A 16,782-nucleotide genomic window follows, 5' to 3' on the forward strand; every position below is an offset into this window, starting at 1 on the left:
TCATTTGTGTTGTCATCATGCCTGTCATCCCTTTCTCTGTCATCCCCATTCCACTCTTATAGTGATGCCGACAATAGTGATGCCGAAAATCACCACGCTATTATGAATAAGCGGCTGATTGCAGTTGCTGAAAAGAATATTGAGAAGAAGATGTAAACGAAATGGCAAAGTGAAAAATAATTCGTTTGCCAGAGACGCCTCGCAATCTATTACTTAGCGTTCAGCAGACTTACGAAGCAGACGATATATATGTGAACAGAAGAAAACAGTAAAGGAAGAACGTAACGAGAGACTTTTAGCGCGGACTGAAGGTGGTGGAACACCAACAGCCCGCTGACCACAACTAACTGAATCGGAGTTAATTATGGCTGGAAGAGATTCTACGTCAGAACCCGCTGTACCCCAAGCACGTAAAAGCGTCGTCGGTTACCGCCCCAACGGCGGCAGACCGAATCCATTACCTCAACTGACCATCAAAGGACGATGGCTGGAGCAGTGGGGATTCGTCAAAGGCCAGCCAGCCAGTCAGCCAGTCAGCCAGTCAGCATTATCGCCGAACAGGGCCAACTGATTATCCGGCTGGCTAAGGAGTGATCGGCAGGTAAAAAAATCCCGGCATTTAAAGGCCGGGATTGAGTGTTTATTCAGGTGGGAATTTCTGCTTTTTTCTTTTCTTTAACCACATTTTTATACAGATTCTGATACCCAGGATAAGGCCACCGACCTATCCAGATTTAAAGAAAGATGCAAAAAAATCATTCCAACTTAACGCTGCTCACCTAATTGAATTGATTTATTAAAGAAATATTGAGCTTTAGAATCACTTAAATCCATTGGTGTTCTCAAGCCGCCTATAGCATCTTTAGGGCCAGGAACATATTTACTGTCTTCAAATAAATAAGCCAGATCAGCCGTATTCTGCTCCGCAATCGGTGTTTCCGTAATACTTCCATCCGTATTCAGCGCGCCTTCAATATTCTCCGTATGGCTTGCTACTTGCTCACCAGATCTAGCTGGCGTAACTAACGACGTCCCTTTATTTTCATCCTGAACTGGATTTACCAGTTTGCCAATGTTTTCTGTGCCTGCAAGTTGAGCACCACCAGTATTTAAATGGGCATACTAATCCTGCAACGAACTCAGATACTTCCCAATAATCTCATCGTTATCCATTATCTACAGGGTGACAAGACGCTCCAGTCATTGGAGGGCATTTTATCAGCTACATCTTTAATGGCCAGTCCGGCAGGCCCTGCTTTTACCCCGATTTCCAGCAACTGCTCTGCGACCTTTTTCCGGCAGGAATATAGTGTAGTGCAACTAATGCAAGATTACTTTTTAATTGCAAAGAACTACAATTAACCATGCTGTATAAGCCAGTCTTGATAGCCAGAGAAAAATCGAGCCAAAGGATAGATCTGTTTTTGTCAAAAAAACCTTTATGAAATAAAAGGGGCTTTTATCATCAGTAAATCCTTGGTGGAAATACTTCCCGTACAATGCAAAAAGAAAAAATGCAAGTCCTCCGGAAAAATTAGACATTAACAATAATTCATCCGCCCCCCTTCGATACTCCGCTATCGCTGCAGACATATATCCAAGAACAAGAAAAACCAATGCACAGTTTGATAAAGCATCCCGTTTAAAAAACATATAATTGAAATAAAGCATGGAGTCCTTACCTACCTTAGCGCCACCAAGATTTTTATAAACAAAAATAAAAAAACAACCACCCCATAACAATAAAAAACATAACAACATAAAGGATGAAACATTGAAAATAATATCATTCGAAATCATAGCGGTATATTTCCTTAGTGGAGTCACCGTTCATATCTATTTTTTTATCATAGGAATCAATAGCAGAACCTGTAAAACCAATTCCCAGTCCAGTAGAAAACGAAATACCAATGCCATCTTTCCCGCCAGACATTTCCTACAGAACCGGGACCAAAACCGACGCTAGTTGAATAATCACGATTTAAGTCTCCAAACAATCCCGGGAAATATGGACCAAAGTCAATACCGATTGAAGCTCCAGCCTTAATACCAAATTCTTTAGTGTATCCTGTAGAAATAGAGAAGTAATCATTATTAATCTCATATCCTCTTTTCAAAGCAAGTCCCACGCCACCTGAAACTTCAACTTTTCCATTAGGTTTAACCTTATATTCAGTCCCCCAGGAAGGCCCTTCACCAATAGCAACATGATTCATCCCTTCCTGAATTTTTTCTGGTGTCAGATTATTGTCCTTGCCATACTGATTCCACGAGCCTACGGTCAGTCCGTAATCATTTGTTCCTGATGACAACATGCTGTTCCAGCCATCATTGAGCGAGTTATTCTCAATCGCATTTTCCCCCGCCTGAGCACCCGCCACAACATCCGCCGTACTGTCACCCACGACTCCACCCGCAAGTCTCGCCGCCAGCGTCCCCAGAGCGCTGATCGTCTGCCGCTGCTCTTCGCTCAGGTCGTCACGCTTAACCCCCGGATTTACGAAAAAGCATACGTATACTCAGGCTATCCCGGCCCAAAAAATTCCATAAAAAAAAGGGACGATTGCTCGTCCCTTTTCCGCACCGCTAATCACATTACTGCAGCAGCGAGATATCCGCGACCTGCAGGAACAGCTCTCGCAGTTTTGACAGCAGCGTCAGGCGATTGACCCGCACCGCCTGATCGTCGGCGTTAACCATCACTTTATCGAAGAAGTTATCTACCGCAGTACGCAGTTGAGCCAGTTCGACCAGCGCATCCTGATAGCGGCCTTCCGCGAAGTAAGGCTGCAGCTTGCTGCTCAGCGCGGTGACAAAGGTCGCCAGCTGGATCTCTTCGTTCTCTTTCAGCAGCGACGCCTGCACGCTCTCATTCAGCGTTTCGGTCGATTTCGCCAGAATGTTAGAGACGCGCTTGTTCGCCGCCGCCAGTGCTGAGGCTGCTTCCAGCGTACGGAAGTGCGACACCGCTTTCATGCGTGCATCAAAGTCAGCCGGACGAGTCGGACGACGCGCCAGAACGGCCTGCAGCGTGTCGATGCTGTGACCCTCTTCCTGATACCAGGTGCGGAAGCGACCCAGCATAAAGTCGATCACATCATCGACCACGCGGGCGTTGCTCAGCTTGCTGCCATACAGACGCACCGCTTCGTCAGTCAGCGTTTGCAGATCGAGCGGCAGGTTTTTCTCAACGATGATACGCAGCACGCCCAGCGCCGCACGACGCAGTGCGAACGGATCCTTGTCGCCTTTTGGATGCTGACCGATGCCAAAAATACCGGCCAGCGTATCCATTTTGTCAGCAATCGCCAGCGCACAGGCAACCGGGCTTGACGGCAGATCATCACCGGCAAAGCGCGGCTGGTACTGCTCGTTCAGCGCGACCGCCACATCTTCTGCTTCGCCGTCGTGACGCGCATAGTGCATGCCCATCACGCCCTGCGTGTCGGTGAACTCAAAGACCATGTTGGTCATCAGGTCACACTTCGACAGCAGGCCTGCGCGGGTGGCGTGATTCACATCGGCGCCAATTTCACCGGCAATCCAGCCCGCCAGAGCCTGAATGCGGTCGGTTTTATCGCGCAGCGTGCCCAGCTCTTTCTGGAACAGGACGGTTTCCAGACGCGGCAGATGATCTTCCAGACGCTTTTTGCGGTCGGTGTTAAAGAAGAACTCCGCATCGGCCAGGCGTGGACGTACCACTTTTTCGTTGCCGGAGATGATCTGGCGTGGTTCGCTGGACTCGATGTTGGTGACGAAAATGAAGTTCGGCATCAGATTGCCGTCATTGTCATACACCGGGAAATATTTCTGATCGCCTTTCATGGTGTAGACCAGCGCTTCCGCAGGCACCTTGAGGAATTTCTCTTCAAAGGTCGCGGTCAGTACCACCGGCCACTCCACCAGCGAGGTCACCTCTTCCAGCAGGCTGTCGCTGATATCGGCGTTGCCGCCTAAGCGACGTGCGGCTGCTTCTGCATCGGCTTTAATCATCGCTTTGCGAACCTGATAGTCTGCAATGACCTGGCCGCGTTTTTCCAGCACATCAGGGTACTGATCGGCGTTGTCGAGCGTGATTTCGCTTTCACCCATAAAGCGGTGACCGCGAATAACCCGGTCTGACTTAATGCCCAGAATGGTGCCAGGGATCAGTTCATCGCCCAGCAGCATCGTCACAGTGTGAACCGGACGAACGAATTGCACATCGCTGTCGCCCCAGCGCATCAGTTTGGGCACTGGCAGCTTGCTGAGTGCGGTCGCAATCATCGCAGGGAGCAGCGCCTGAGCGGCTTCGCCTTTGACCTGAGCGCGGTAAACCAGCCATTCGCCTTTATCTGTGGCGAGGCGTTCAGCCTGATCGACAGTAATGCCGTTACCACGCGCCCAGCCTTCGGCGGCTTTGGTGGCGTTGCCATCAGCATCAAACGCTGCGGAAACAGCCGGACCGCGCTTCTCCACTTCCCGATCGGGTTGTGAGGCGCTCAGGTTTGCCACTTTCAGTGCCAGACGACGCGGTGCAGCAAACCAGCTGACCTCGCCGTGGCTCAGGTTGGCGGCATCCAGTTCAGCGGTGACCTGCGCGGCAAAGGCTTCTGCCAGGCTGCGCAGGGCTTTTGGTGGCAGCTCTTCGGTGCCGATCTCCACCAGGAAGGTTTGTTCAGTCATGGCTGCCTCTTACTTTTTGTTATTGCACATCGGGAAGCCCATTGCCTCGCGAGAGGCGTAGTAAGCTTCAGCCACGGCTTTGGTCAGGGTACGAATGCGCAGAATATAGCGCTGACGCTCTGTTACCGAGATCGCTTTGCGGGCATCCAGCAGGTTGAAGCTGTGTGCCGCTTTCAGAATGCGTTCGTAGGCGGGCAGTGGCAGCGGTTTTTCCAGCGCCAGCAGATGCTGCGCCTCTTTCTCGTACTGCTCGAAGCAGGTAAAGAGGAAATCGACGTCGGCGTATTCGAAGTTATAGGTGGATTGCTCCACTTCGTTCTGATGGAACACATCGCCGTAGGTGGTTTTGCCCAGCGGGCCGTCGCTCCAGACCAGATCGTAAACGCTGTCGACGCCCTGGATATACATCGCCAGACGCTCCAGGCCGTAGGTAATCTCGCCGGTCACCGGCTTACACTCCAGGCCGCCAACCTGCTGGAAGTAGGTGAACTGCGTCACTTCCATGCCGTTGAGCCACACTTCCCAGCCGAGTCCCCAGGCACCCAGCGTCGGGTTTTCCCAGTTATCTTCCACGAAGCGAATGTCATGCACCGTCGGATCCATACCCAGCTCTTTCAGCGAGCCGAGATAGAGCTCCTGAATGTTGTCCGGTGACGGTTTGATGATCACCTGGAACTGGTAATAGTGCTGCAGACGGTTCGGGTTTTCACCGTAGCGACCATCGGTTGGACGGCGTGATGGCTGCACGTAGGCGGCGGCGATCGGCTCCGGGCCGAGTGCGCGCAGGCAGGTCATCGGGTGTGAAGTGCCAGCGCCCACTTCCATGTCCAGCGGTTGGACAATGGTGCAGCCCTGACGCGCCCAGTAATCCTGCAAGGTCAGGATCAGCCCCTGAAAGGTTTTGGTATCAAACTTTTGCATGTTGAGTGTGCACGCGCTTCGGTTAGATTAAAAAAAGAGGCCGACAGTATACCCTTTGACCGCGCGATGTGCAGCCGTAAATCCCAGGCGCAACCGGCACGTTTTCGCAGTGATTCAGGGCGCTGGCATACAGATGCCTCTGAATCCTGTTGGCAGCAGTTGTTGCTCTGGTCGCATTTGACTACCCTTTGGCGCACGGAGCGATGCGCAAGAGGACGCCATGCCGCAGAAGATTTACTGGATAGACAATTTACGCGCGGTCGCCTGCCTGATGGTGATCGTGATTCACACCACCACCTGGTATATCACCGGGCCGATGGCGGTGACGGGCACCACCTGGGATGTGGCAAATCTGCTGAACTCGGCATCACGCGTCTGCGTTCCGCTGTTCTTTATGATCTCCGGCTATCTGTTTTTCGGCGAACGCAGCGCCCAGCCGCGCCACATGGTCAGGCTGGTGCTCTGTCTGCTGTTCTACAGCGCGGTTTCGCTGGCCTATATCACCTGGCTGACGCCAATCAGCGAAGGACGGTCGATCCTGAAGATGCTGCAGAAGCCGGTGTTCTATCACCTGTGGTTCTTCTTTGCGCTAATTGGCATCTATCTGATGTCGCCGCTGATTCAGGTAAAAAATGTGCAGGCGCGTTATGTGGCGCTACTGGTGCTGGTGCTGGCGGTGCTCGCCAACCCCAATACGGTCAGTCAGTCGCTGGGCCCGTTTCATTTCCTGCCGGTTAACCTCTATGTCAGCGGTGACAGCATTTACTACCTGCTCTATGCACTGCTGGGACGGGCGATTGGCACCATGGATACGACCCGGCGCGGCCTGACGCCGCTGGCTACCGGACTGTTTATCGCCTGTGTGATTGGTATTACGCTGGGGACGAAAAAGGCGCTGATCGTCAACGGCGCGTTTAACGATACCTGGTATCTTTACTGCGGACCGCTGGTGTTTATCGCCGCCATCAGCCTGCTGATCGTGTTTAAAAACAGCCTGAACCAGCGCACTCTTCCCGGTTTAACGCTGATTGCCCGTTATTCACTGCCAATCTACGGCTTTCACGCGCTCTTCATTCACTATCTGCGCACGCATCACTACGATGATATGTCGCGTCCCTGGCTCGACCTGCCCTGGGTGTTTGGGCTGACGCTGGGCGGCAGCCTGCTGCTGGGAATGGCACTGAAACGCGTCGATACCCGTCATTTCGTCAGCTGATCGGCTTCACGCTGGCGGGCGCGTCGTAGCTGGCGCGCCGATGAAAACCCCGCCGCCAGCGCCGCTTTTTCGGCAGACTCACCCTGCTGCTGACGCTGGCGCGCCACGCCAACCCGCAGCTGCTCATGGTATTCCCGCACGCTGATCCCCAGATGCTGACGAAACAGACGCGCCAGATGGCGGCTGCTGACGTGGGTGCGTCCGGCCAGTTCAGTCAGCGTCCAGCCATGCTCTGGATGGGCAATCATCAGATCCTGCGCGCGGTGAATGGCCGGATGCATGTGGTTGCGATAACGCAGCCAGGGTGAAAGCTGTGGGTCGTCACCGGCGCGGCGAAACCAGACCACCATTTCCCGCGCCACCGCCAGCGCGGTGGGCGTATCACAAAGCTGAGTGATCAGATGCAGTGCCAGGTCGATCCCGGCCGTGATGCCCGCGCTGGTCCAGATATTCTCATGCCCGACAAACACCCGATTCTCCTGCACCCGTGCACGTGGAGCCGCCGCTTTCAGCCGGGCAATCACATCATGATGAGTGGTGCAGAGTACATCATCGAGCATGCCCGCCTGCGCCGCCAGCAGCGCACCCGAACAGACGCAGACCAGCATGAAGGTCTGCGCGCACAGCGCGGCGTTCTGGCGCCTCAGCCAGTCGCGTGCTTCTGCGGCCTGAGGTGTGGCATAACAGATCTGCGAATCATAGACGCCCGGCACCACCAGAAGGCTCCCTTCTGGCAACTGTTCCGGTAAGGGTTCAATGCCGCCAATGGTCATGCCGGTGGAGCAGACCACCTCCGGCTGCGGACCAATATAGCGCAGCGAAAAGCGATCGCCCGCCAGCTGCAGCGTCTCAGCCGGGCCGGTCAGATCCAGCGCCATCACGCCAGGCAGGGTTAAAAACCAGACGGTACGAGTCATATTGTGGCCAGCGCTACGCCAGATCCCAGCCACGGGCGCGCCACAACGCAGGCAGTTGCGCCATATCGTCGAAGCGGGTCACCAGCGGGTGGTCCAGTTCAGGGTTGTGTGGGTCAGCGCAGTAGTAGTAGACAGGAATGCCAGCGGCGATACCGGCGCGGGCGCCCGCTTCGGAGTCATCCACCAGAATGCAGCGCTCAATCGGCACCTGCATCTGTTCTGCGGCGTGGTACATCAGTTCCGGATCGGGCTTCCAGTGCAGAATGTCATAGCCGCTGTAGAGGTGCTCCTCGAAAAGCGGCAGCATGCCGGTTAAGCCCAGCGAGTGCTGCATCTTTTTTACGGTTCCGTTTGAGACTACGCACATCGGCACTTTTATCTGCTCAACCAGCGCTTTCGCGCCTGGGATGGGCTGCAGTTGCAGATCAAACAGTCTTGCCACTTCCGCGCGATAAGCTGTTTCCACCTCTTCCATCGGCAGCGTTACCTGATGCGCATCGCCCACGTCACGAATGATGTCGTAGAGTTTGACGCCTTTATACTTTTCAAACATCTGCTGCAGCGACAGCGCCAGGCCGTAACGGGCAAAGGTGTTAACGTAGGCCTGGGTACAGAGCAACTCACTGTCGACCAGCGTGCCATCGCAATCAAAAAAGACGCATTCTACTGACATCAGACTCTATCCTTCGATTCGGGGTGTATTCCACACTCTACCGCACTCAGCGCAGATTGCGAGACTGGCAATCGGTTGCGAAAAATCATTGTATTGCCCCGGTAAAATCGCCAGGATACGCGCCGATGATTTTTTCTTCTGGATGGATGGCATGAGCAAGCAAGGCGTTTTGCAGCGCATCTTCAGGCTGCAGGAACATGGCACCACGGTGCGCACCGAAGTGATCGCGGGTATCACCACTTTTCTGACGATGGTCTATATCGTCTTCGTCAATCCGCAGATCCTCGGCGTCGCCGGCATGGATACCCAGGCGGTGTTTGTGACCACCTGTCTGATCGCCGCCTTCGGCAGCATTCTGATGGGACTGTTTGCTAATCTGCCGGTGGCGCTGGCACCCGCAATGGGGCTGAATGCCTTCTTCGCCTTTGTAGTGGTCGGGGCGATGGGCTATTCGTGGCAGGTCGGTATGGGCGCGATTTTCTGGGGCGCGGTTGGCCTGCTGATCCTGACGCTGCTGCGGGTGCGCTACTGGATGATTGCCAATATCCCGCTGAGCCTGCGCGTTGGCATCACCGCCGGTATCGGCCTGTTTATCGCGATGATGGGGCTGAAAAATGCCGGCATTATCGTACCAAATCCCGATACCCTGGTGGCGGTAGGGAATCTGACCTCGCACAGCGTCCTGCTGGGCGCACTCGGCTTCTTTATTATCGCCATTCTGGCATCACGCAATATCCACGCAGCGGTGTTGATCTCAATGGTGATCACCACCGGCATCGGCTGGATGCTGGGCGACGTGAAGTTTGTCGGCCTGTTTTCAGCACCCCCATCGATAACGTCTGTAGTCGGTCAGGTCGATATTAAAGGCGCATTCAACATTGGCATGGCGGGGGTGATCTTCTCCTTTATGCTGGTCAATCTGTTCGACTCCTCCGGCACACTGATCGGCGTTACCGATAAAGCGGGACTGACCGATGAAACCGGCACCTTCCCGCGCATGCAGCAGGCGCTTTATGTCGACAGCATTAGTTCGGTGAGTGGCGCGCTGGCGGGCACCTCATCCGTGACCGCCTATATCGAGAGCACGTCGGGCGTGGCGATTGGGGGCCGTACCGGGCTGATGGCCGTAGTGACCGGCCTGCTGTTCCTGCTGGTAACCTTCCTGTCACCGCTGGCCGCAATGGTGCCATCCTACGCTGCGGCGGGCGCGCTGATTTATGTAGGCGTGTTAATGACCGCCAGCCTGTCGCGCGTGCGCTGGGATGATCTGACCGAAGCCGTTCCGGCCTTTGTGACCGCTGCCATGATGCCCTTCAGCTTTTCCATCACCGAAGGCATTGCGCTGGGGTTTATCGCTTACTGCGTAATGAAGCTCGGCACCGGCCGCTGGCGTGAAATCAGCCCCTGCGTAGTGATTGTTGCGCTGCTGTTTGTTCTGAAGATTGTTTTTGTGGACGGGCACTAAGCACATTCAGGGCCGCAACCTTCGGGTTGCGGCTTTTTTACATTTCAGGATGCAGGCTGCGCTCGCTGGGCAGGCTGGTCAGCCGCAGGGCAAGAGGCCCGATGTTGGGCTTACCCATCTCGATTTCGCGTAATCCGCGCCACTGAAAGTCGCTATCCATCTCCCACAGGTGCAGACGCTGGGTCGCAGACGACAGCGCGCACGACCAGACCAGCACAGGCTCCGCATCGCACACCACCTGGATATCAGGATAAAGTGACGATCGCAGCCGACCCGCTCCCGGCAACAGGCGCAGCGAATCCAGTCCCCGATCACCCTCTCCCGTCAGCTTGAGAATGCTCTGCCGCAACGTCCAGATCTGCGTCACCGCTTCCATGGCATCCTGCTGGGCATTAATCCAGGCGATCTCGCCCGAGGTTAATCCCTGAATCAGCTGCTCCTGCGTCTGACGGCTCCGCGCATGAACGATCTCCATATCCAGACCGGCACGTCCTCCTTCTTCGGCCAACAGGACGCCCACCGTATTTCCCGCATAGGCGATACTGAAATCGGGCAGTTCGCTGTCAGCAAACACCGGACGTCCATTGCTCTGGATAATCAGGCGCGGCAGTGTCTGAATGCCATAAACCCGCAGCATAAGCTGTGCCAGCAGGGTTCGTGCGGCAAGAAATCGCCCACGGCGTTTGTCAGCAAACTGCTGTGCCGTGTCGGTAATCGCCTGGGGAATACACATATCTTTCGCCGGGAAGCCGGGGTCGCCCGTCCAGCGTACAAAATGACCAGCCATCTGTCGCTCCGTGAAAATGGTCAGATAATCATCAGAAGCATTGTAGGAATTTTCTTAACACATTGCATCCGTCAACGCGAACATTAGTTTAAATTCAGAATAGGATGAGCGGCGTCGTGAGGGTCAGAACTGGCGAATGGTGTTTCATCAGGGGACACCCTCAGCAGAACCGGGTTTGATGCGCGTGCCTGGTTAGCCATCCCGCGGGCAGCCAGCGTAGCTGCGACACTGCTGTCATGCGGGTGTCAGGCTGCTGTCGGGTCAGGATCGTGTTACTGCCGGACGTTCCGCCGCACACTTTTCCTTCCTGTCTGTTACTTCGGAGAATAAGAATGAGCAGCATCAACAGATTTAAAGAACATCGCCTGGCACGGGCGTGGTCACAGGAACAGCTGGCAGAAATGGCGGGACTGAGCACCCGCACCGTGCAGCGTATTGAAAATGGTGAGCGGCCGGGACTGGAAACCCTGAGTGCGCTGGCTGCCGTCTTTGAGGTGAACGTTGCTGATCTGACCGGTCCGCAGAACGGCGAGGATCAGGCGCTGGATCAGCGGATTACTGATGCGCGCAGCAGGATCGCCGGTGAAGCACGCTTTTACCGTTCACTGATTACTGCGGTGGTGGTTTGCGGACTGCTGTTCGTCCTGAATCATGTGACGGCGCCGGATGATCACTGGTCGCTCTGGGTTGCGGCAATCTGGGGAGCGCTGCTGATTGTCCGGGCGATGCGGACCTTTGTGTTTCATGGTCTGACGCAGCGCTGGCAGCAAAAGCGCCTGCAGAAAATGCTGCGCCGTTAATGCGGTGATCCGCGTCACGAACTGAATCGCGACGCGGAGAGCATCAGGCGAAGCGGCTCGCCTGATCAAAGCTCAGTCGCGGCAGACGCGGATGCAGTTTTGATGCGTCACCATATCCGAGGTTGATCAGCAGGTTAACCTGATACTGACCGTCCGGGAAAAACGCGTCATTGACTTTGGCCGGATCAAAACCGGACATCGGACCGGCATCCAGACCCAGCGAGCGAGCCGCCAGAATCAGATAACCTGCCTGCAGGCTGCTGTTACGGAAAGCCGTCTCTTTCGCCGCTTCCGGGCTGCCGGTAAACCAGCTACGCGCATCCGCATGCGGGAACAGCGCGGGCAGTTGTTCATAGAACTCGCGATCCCAGGCCACTATCACCGTGACCGGCGCGCTCATGGTTTTGTCCAGATTGCCGGAAGAGAGTGCCGGTTTCAGCTTCTCTTTGCCTTCCGCAGACGTTACGAAAACAAAACGCGCTGGCGAGCAGTTCGCCGAGGTCGGGCCCAGTGCCGTTAAGGCATAGAGCTGTTCCAGCAGGGCGTTATCGACAGGCTTATCCTGCCAGTAACTGTGAGTGCGGGCGTCATTAAACAGCGTGTCCAGTGCGGCAGTGTCGAGCGGTGTACTCATGTAACTCTCCTGTTACAGGCGAAAAGCTTCGCCCAAGGGTGTTCACGTTGTGGATTTGCGCCCGGCCCGACGCGGCTGGATGAGGCGGGGATCATTCACCGCAATCTGTAGCCGCCGTCAGATCGGCGCGTCTACCGTTATACGACAACGCGGTGCCGTCGCAAAATAACTTATCAGCAAGAATGAACGCAGAGGCGGGAATAGCAGAAGATAGCGCGAGGCGGGAAATCAGGCCTGACAGCGTATCGCCATCAGGCCAGTGAGGCTATTTACCAATACAGAAGCTGGAGAAGATACGACCCAGCAGATCGTCAGAGGTGAACTCGCCGGTGATTTCACTCAGCGCCTGCTGAGCAACACGCAGCTCTTCGGCCAGTAACTCACCCGCCCGGGCACCGAGCAGCTGTGCTCGGCCCTGCTGTAAGTGCATTGCCGCCAGCTCCAGCGCCTGGAGATGACGACGGCGTGCCAGGAAGCCGCCTTCCATGTTGCCTGCAAATCCCATGCTCTGCTTCAGGTGATCACGCAGTTCATCAACGCCTTCACTGGTACGTGCCGACAGACGAATCAGTGAATGACCGTTTATTTCTGTCAGACCGGGAGGCTCACCGGTGACGTCTGCTTTGTTGCGGACCACGGTAATCGGCAGTTCCGGCGGCAGACGGGAGACAAAATCGGGCCAGATAGCCGCTGCTTCGGTGGCATCGGTGGTGGTGCCATCGACCATAAACAGCACGCGGTCAGCCTGCTCGATCTCCTGCCAGGCACGCTCAATCCCGATACGTTCAACTTCATCGCTGGCCTCACGCAGACCGGCGGTGTCGATGATATGCAGCGGCATGCCATCGATATGAATATGCTCACGTAAGACGTCGCGGGTGGTGCCCGCAATGTCTGTAACGATGGCGGCATCACGGCCCGCCAGCGCATTCAGCAGGCTCGATTTACCCGCATTAGGCCGGCCCGCAATCACCACTTTCATCCCTTCACGCAGCAGGCTGCCCTGACGCGCTTCGGCGCGGACCGCATCCAGGTCGCCGATCACCGTATTCAGCTGTGCTTCGATTCTGCCGTCAGAAAGGAAATCGATCTCCTCATCCGGGAAGTCGATAGCCGCTTCGACATAAATCCGCAGATGAGTAAGGGCTTCCACAAGATGATTGATGCGGGTGGAGAACGCGCCCTGCAGCGAGTTGACCGCTGACCGTGCCGCCTGCTCAGAGCTGGCATCAATCAGGTCGGCAATCGCTTCGGCCTGCGCCAGATCGAGCTTGTCATTCAGAAACGCCCGCTCAGAAAACTCACCCGGCTGGGCAATACGCACGCCAGGCAGCGTCACGATGCGCTTCAGCAGCAGGTCAAGAATAACCGGACCGCCGTGCCCCTGCAGCTCCAGCACATCTTCGCCGGTAAAGGAGTTGGGGCCAGGAAACCACAGCGCAATGCCCTGATCCAGCACGCTGCCGTCACTATCGGTAAACGGCAGATAATCGGCGTAACGCGGCTTAGGCAGTTTACCCAGCAGCTGGCGGGCAACCTCTGCCGCCTGGGCGCCAGAGACGCGCAGAATGCCTACGCCGCCGCGTCCAGGCGGTGTTGCCTGGGCAACAATGGTATCGCTGTGGCTCATAAATTTTCTCTCGCTACAAAAAACACAGGCGGTCGCTTTGACCGCCTGAGAATAGACTATTTAAGGGCGGGATGACTCCCGCGCTGAATCGCTTACGCTTTCTTCTTGTCGCGGCTATGCAGACCACGTTTTTCCAGGCCGCGATAAATCAGCTGCTGCTGGAGAATGGTGACCAGGTTGCTGACGATGTAGTACAGCACCAGACCTGACGGGAACCACAGGAAGAACACGGTGAAAATCACCGGCATGTAAGTCATGATCTTCTGCTGCATCGGATCGGTCACGGTGGTCGGTGACATCTTCTGAATGAAGAACATGGTGATGCCCATCAGAATCGGCAGGATGTAGTACGGGTCCTGCGCTGACAGGTCATGGATCCACAGAACGAATGGGGCATGACGCAGTTCAACCGAGCCTGACAGCATATAGTAGAGCGCCAGGAAGATTGGCATCTGAATCACCAGCGGCAGACAGCCACCCAGCGGATTCACTTTCTCTGCTTTATACAGCGCCATCATTTCCTGGCTCTGCTTCTGCTTGTCATCACCCAGACGCTCACGCATCGCCTGAATTTTCGGCTGCAGCATGCGCATCTTGGCCATCGAGGTGTACTGCGCTTTAGTCAGCGGGTACATGATGCCGCGCACGATGAAGGTGATCACGATAATGGAGAAGCCCCAGTTACCGATGAAGCTGTGGATGAATTTCAGCAGTTTGAACAGCGGCTGAGAGATAAACCACAACCAGCCGTAATCCACGGTCAGATCAAGGTGCGGCGCAATCGCGGCCATCTTGTCCTGAATTTCCGGGCCGACCCACAGCGTTGCACCCAGATTCTGCTGTGCGCCTGCGGCAATGGTGACCGGTGCAGATTTATAGCCAATTGCCGCAACGCCGTTACCCAGGTTGCTGGTGTAAAGGGTGTTGGTGCCTTCGGTACGCGGAACCCATGCCGTCGCAAAGTACTGTTGCAGCATCGCCACCCAGCCATTGCTGGTGGTCGCGTTCAGGTTCTCGTTGTCCGCGATAGTGTCGAATTTATACTTCTCATATTTCGACTCGCTGGTGGAGTAGGCCGCACCACGGAAGGTGTGCAGCGCAAAGTTGTTGCTGCCGGTATCACGATGCTTTGGCAGATCAATCGTCTGCTTCAGCTGGCCAAACAACGACACTTCCAGCGGCTGCTGCGTGGTGTTGTTGACATGATAATCGACATTAACGGCATATTCGCCACGCTTGAAGATGAAGGTTTTGGTATAAACCACGCCATTTTCAGCGGTATAGGTCATCGGCACACGCAGTTCGGACTGGCCATCAGCCATCTCGAAGTGATTCTGTGCAGCGTTGAACAGCGGACGTGCACCGTTGTTCGGGTTATCCGGGCCATTACGACCGGTTAAACCGCTCTGAGCCTGATAAAGGAATGCTGGCGTTGTTTCAAGCAGCTGGAACGGCTGGTCTGAACCCAGTTTGTCCGGGAAAGTCAGCAGCTGTGCTTGTTCAACATCACCGCCTCGGGTGTTGATATTCAATGACAGGACATCAGTCTTAACGGTGATCGTCTGGCCCTGACCGCTGGCCGGTACACCCTGACTGGCGGCATCACCCGCTACGCTGTTGGTGCCCTGTGTGGTCTGCGTCTGCTGTGGCTGCGGAGCGTGGTCCGTCTGCCAGGCTTGCCAGATCATAAAGGTCACGAACAGAAAAGCGATGAGAAAGAGATTGCGTTGCGAATCCATCGTTAATGTTCTCTGGTATCAAAGGTTTTTGGCGGCACAGGATCGTCACCACCCGGGTTCAAGGGGTGGCATTTTAATACGCGTTTTAATGTCAACCAACTGCCTTTTATCAGGCCGAACCTGCGTAATGCCTCAATTCCGTAATGAGAGCAGGTCGGGTGAAACCGACAGTGTGGTCCCAGTAATGGACTGATACCGCGTTGATAGACGCGTATCAGGACGATCAGGAGCCGCGCGCCAGGCGACAGTGACGACGCCATAATTTCTCCAACGCTTCCGCCAGCATACGGTTATCCAGATCGGCAACCCCCTTCTTCGCGACCACCACGAAGTCCATCGACGGCAGTTCATGTTGACGCAGACGAAAGCTTTCGCGGGTCAATCGCTTGATCCGGTTGCGTTCATGAGCGCGTTTCACATGTTTTTTAGCGACGGTGAGACCGATGCGGGGATGCCCCAGCGCGTTAAGGCGGCCGAGAATAGTAATTTGCGGCGTGCCAGCCCGTTGTGGCTGCTGGAAGACGAAAGTGAAATGAGTGGGAGTTAACAAACGTAACTCCCTGGGAAATGCGAGCTTACCCATCAGGGCTTGCTTTATTACTTAGAAACGGTCAGACGAGAACGGCCTTTAGCACGACGACGTGCCAGAACCTGACGACCATTTTTTGTTGCCATACGAGCACGGAAACCGTGTGAACGGTTGCGCTTCAGTACGGACGGTTGAAAAGTGCGTTTCATGGCGGTTTCTACCTAAACTTGAAAATTTTCACTGGGTGACGCGTTTCGGGCCAGAAAATCGACCTACGCCTCAATGTGTCTTTAATAAAGAGGCGGGATTGTAATAATTGTACAGTCCCGAGTCAATTTACTTCGCGTGTCATAGTGCCTGAAAACCCGCATACAGCCCGCAGAGTCCCGACTTTGCGCCTGATGGCTCAATGTCGGGTGGAGAATTATACGGGCTCCGCACTAAAGCGCAAGGATCGCGCGGGATCTTATTGCGATCGGCTCACCGGATCCTGGGGATAAAATGAGATAACGTCCGAAATTTTCATCTATTGCGTCAGATCTCTGCTGGTTTTTCCCGCAACTGGCGTAAACTTCTTTGCGCGCCTCTGGCCTGTGGATAAAAAGGATCAAAACTGTGTAGAAAGGGGAGATCTCTGCCTCGCTTTGCGCTATGATCCGCCCTTCCGCTGACGATCCTCCGGTGATTGCAGGACGGAAAACCGCTGATAGCGGTCGCAGGCGCTTTCTTAGTGTCTGTGTCAAAAATGAACGTTTCTTAGAGTAACGCCTACTATTCTTTTCGAATTTGTACGAGTGGAGTCCGCC

15 protein-coding genes and 2 pseudogenes are annotated in these 16,782 nt (G+C 55.0%); 4 read left to right on the forward strand and 13 right to left on the reverse strand.

Annotated elements, in window-relative coordinates; all coding sequences use genetic code 11:
• Window positions 1-364 precede the first annotated feature (364 nt).
• Window positions 365-594 (forward strand): annotated as a pseudogene (locus tag EE896_RS18695) (SymE family type I addiction module toxin).
• A gap of 744 nt (window positions 595-1,338) precedes the next feature.
• Here the strand turns inward: EE896_RS18695 and EE896_RS18700 are convergent.
• The 4 genes and pseudogenes from EE896_RS18700 to glyQ form a co-directional block, all read right to left on the reverse strand.
• Window positions 1,339-1,800 (reverse strand): hypothetical protein, encoded by a 462-nt coding sequence (locus EE896_RS18700; RefSeq protein WP_105099999.1) that lies wholly within the window; start codon window positions 1,798-1,800, stop codon window positions 1,339-1,341.
• Window positions 1,787-2,495, reverse strand: a pseudogene (locus EE896_RS18705) (polymorphic toxin type 25 domain-containing protein); the annotation flags it as partial. The pseudogene EE896_RS18705 and the gene EE896_RS18700, both read right to left, overlap by 14 nt.
• A 100-nt stretch (window positions 2,496-2,595) precedes the next feature.
• Window positions 2,596-4,665 (reverse strand): glycine--tRNA ligase subunit beta, encoded by a 2,070-nt coding sequence (gene glyS, locus EE896_RS18710; RefSeq protein WP_140034181.1) that lies wholly within the window; start codon window positions 4,663-4,665, stop codon window positions 2,596-2,598.
• 9 nt (window positions 4,666-4,674) lie between these two features.
• A complete protein-coding gene (gene glyQ, locus EE896_RS18715) occupies window positions 4,675-5,586 on the reverse strand; it encodes a glycine--tRNA ligase subunit alpha (RefSeq protein WP_003849680.1) in 912 nt (303 codons plus the stop codon).
• A gap of 220 nt (window positions 5,587-5,806) precedes the next feature.
• Here glyQ and EE896_RS18720 point away from each other — a divergent pair, with 220 nt between their 5' ends.
• The gene (locus EE896_RS18720) at window positions 5,807-6,802 is read left to right on the forward strand and encodes an acyltransferase (RefSeq protein WP_003849679.1); all 996 of its coding nucleotides are present in this window, start codon (window positions 5,807-5,809) and stop codon (window positions 6,800-6,802) included.
• On the opposite strand, the gene EE896_RS18725 is transcribed toward EE896_RS18720, so the two are convergent.
• Together EE896_RS18725 and yieH are read right to left on the reverse strand one after the other, a co-directional pair.
• Window positions 6,787-7,719, reverse strand: coding sequence for a GlxA family transcriptional regulator (locus tag EE896_RS18725; RefSeq protein ID WP_140916057.1), 933 nt, complete (start codon window positions 7,717-7,719; stop codon window positions 6,787-6,789). The genes EE896_RS18720 and EE896_RS18725 overlap by 16 nt on opposite strands.
• A 13-nt stretch (window positions 7,720-7,732) precedes the next feature.
• On the reverse strand, window positions 7,733-8,392 hold the full coding sequence (gene yieH, locus EE896_RS18730) for a 6-phosphogluconate phosphatase (protein WP_039658648.1): 660 nt from the start codon (window positions 8,390-8,392) through the stop codon (window positions 7,733-7,735).
• A 151-nt stretch (window positions 8,393-8,543) separates the two neighbouring features.
• Between yieH and EE896_RS18735 the strand changes: the two genes are divergently transcribed.
• The gene (locus tag EE896_RS18735) at window positions 8,544-9,857 is read left to right on the forward strand and encodes an NCS2 family permease (protein ID WP_008926398.1); all 1,314 of its coding nucleotides are present in this window, start codon (window positions 8,544-8,546) and stop codon (window positions 9,855-9,857) included.
• 37 nt (window positions 9,858-9,894) lie between these two features.
• Here EE896_RS18735 and EE896_RS18740 read toward each other — a convergent pair whose 3' ends face one another.
• Window positions 9,895-10,644, reverse strand: a complete 750-nt coding sequence (locus EE896_RS18740) for a 4'-phosphopantetheinyl transferase family protein (protein ID WP_078805068.1) — start codon at window positions 10,642-10,644, stop codon at window positions 9,895-9,897.
• 332 nt (window positions 10,645-10,976) lie between these two features.
• Here EE896_RS18740 and EE896_RS18745 point away from each other — a divergent pair, with 332 nt between their 5' ends.
• Window positions 10,977-11,444, forward strand: coding sequence for a helix-turn-helix domain-containing protein (locus EE896_RS18745; RefSeq protein WP_003849668.1), 468 nt, complete (start codon window positions 10,977-10,979; stop codon window positions 11,442-11,444).
• Window positions 11,445-11,487: 43 nt separating this feature from the next.
• On the opposite strand, the gene EE896_RS18750 is transcribed toward EE896_RS18745, so the two are convergent.
• The 6 genes from EE896_RS18750 to rpmH form a co-directional block, all read right to left on the reverse strand.
• Window positions 11,488-12,078 (reverse strand): malonic semialdehyde reductase, encoded by a 591-nt coding sequence (locus tag EE896_RS18750; RefSeq protein WP_003849667.1) that lies wholly within the window; start codon window positions 12,076-12,078, stop codon window positions 11,488-11,490.
• Between the two features lie 265 nt (window positions 12,079-12,343).
• Entirely contained in the window at window positions 12,344-13,708 is a 1,365-nt protein-coding gene (gene mnmE, locus EE896_RS18755) for a tRNA uridine-5-carboxymethylaminomethyl(34) synthesis GTPase MnmE (RefSeq protein ID WP_039658654.1), read from the reverse strand.
• A 92-nt stretch (window positions 13,709-13,800) separates the two neighbouring features.
• Window positions 13,801-15,447, reverse strand: coding sequence for a membrane protein insertase YidC (gene yidC, locus EE896_RS18760; protein ID WP_003849663.1), 1,647 nt, complete (start codon window positions 15,445-15,447; stop codon window positions 13,801-13,803).
• A 2-nt stretch (window positions 15,448-15,449) separates the two neighbouring features.
• Window positions 15,450-15,707: a membrane protein insertion efficiency factor YidD gene (gene yidD, locus EE896_RS18765; RefSeq protein ID WP_008926397.1), complete on the reverse strand. Its 258-nt coding sequence runs from the start codon at window positions 15,705-15,707 to the stop codon at window positions 15,450-15,452.
• Entirely contained in the window at window positions 15,671-16,030 is a 360-nt protein-coding gene (gene rnpA / locus EE896_RS18770) for a ribonuclease P protein component (RefSeq protein ID WP_008926396.1), read from the reverse strand. Before rnpA ends, yidD begins: the two co-directional genes overlap by 37 nt.
• Before the next feature lie 14 nt (window positions 16,031-16,044).
• Window positions 16,045-16,185, reverse strand: a complete 141-nt coding sequence (rpmH, locus tag EE896_RS18775; RefSeq protein ID WP_003849659.1) for a 50S ribosomal protein L34 — start codon at window positions 16,183-16,185, stop codon at window positions 16,045-16,047.
• Window positions 16,186-16,782: the final 597 nt, after the last annotated feature.

The sequence above is a fragment of the Pantoea eucalypti genome, from assembly GCF_009646115.1.
Classification (GTDB): Bacteria; Pseudomonadota; Gammaproteobacteria; order Enterobacterales; family Enterobacteriaceae; genus Pantoea; species Pantoea eucalypti.

Bases quoted from the DNA above. Each gene is read 5' to 3' on its own strand.
- EE896_RS18725 (WP_140916057.1), bottom strand. From the start codon at position 7,719: ATGACTCGTACCGTCTGGTTTTTAACCCTGCCTGGCGTGATGGCGCTG.
- EE896_RS18750 (WP_003849667.1), bottom strand. From the start codon at position 12,078: ATGAGTACACCGCTCGACACTGCCGCACTGGACACGCTGTTTAATGAC.
- rpmH (WP_003849659.1), bottom strand. From the start codon at position 16,185: ATGAAACGCACTTTTCAACCGTCCGTACTGAAGCGCAACCGTTCACAC.
- yidD (WP_008926397.1), bottom strand. From the start codon at position 15,707: ATGGCGTCGTCACTGTCGCCTGGCGCGCGGCTCCTGATCGTCCTGATA.
- EE896_RS18740 (WP_078805068.1), bottom strand. From the start codon at position 10,644: ATGGCTGGTCATTTTGTACGCTGGACGGGCGACCCCGGCTTCCCGGCG.
- glyS (WP_140034181.1), bottom strand. From the start codon at position 4,665: ATGACTGAACAAACCTTCCTGGTGGAGATCGGCACCGAAGAGCTGCCA.
- EE896_RS18720 (WP_003849679.1), top strand. From the start codon at position 5,807: ATGCCGCAGAAGATTTACTGGATAGACAATTTACGCGCGGTCGCCTGC.
- EE896_RS18735 (WP_008926398.1), top strand. From the start codon at position 8,544: ATGAGCAAGCAAGGCGTTTTGCAGCGCATCTTCAGGCTGCAGGAACAT.
- EE896_RS18745 (WP_003849668.1), top strand. From the start codon at position 10,977: ATGAGCAGCATCAACAGATTTAAAGAACATCGCCTGGCACGGGCGTGG.
- yidC (WP_003849663.1), bottom strand. From the start codon at position 15,447: ATGGATTCGCAACGCAATCTCTTTCTCATCGCTTTTCTGTTCGTGACC.
- glyQ (WP_003849680.1), bottom strand. From the start codon at position 5,586: ATGCAAAAGTTTGATACCAAAACCTTTCAGGGGCTGATCCTGACCTTG.
- rnpA (WP_008926396.1), bottom strand. From the start codon at position 16,030: ATGGGTAAGCTCGCATTTCCCAGGGAGTTACGTTTGTTAACTCCCACT.
- mnmE (WP_039658654.1), bottom strand. From the start codon at position 13,708: ATGAGCCACAGCGATACCATTGTTGCCCAGGCAACACCGCCTGGACGC.
- yieH (WP_039658648.1), bottom strand. From the start codon at position 8,392: ATGTCAGTAGAATGCGTCTTTTTTGATTGCGATGGCACGCTGGTCGAC.
- EE896_RS18700 (WP_105099999.1), bottom strand. From the start codon at position 1,800: ATGATTTCGAATGATATTATTTTCAATGTTTCATCCTTTATGTTGTTA.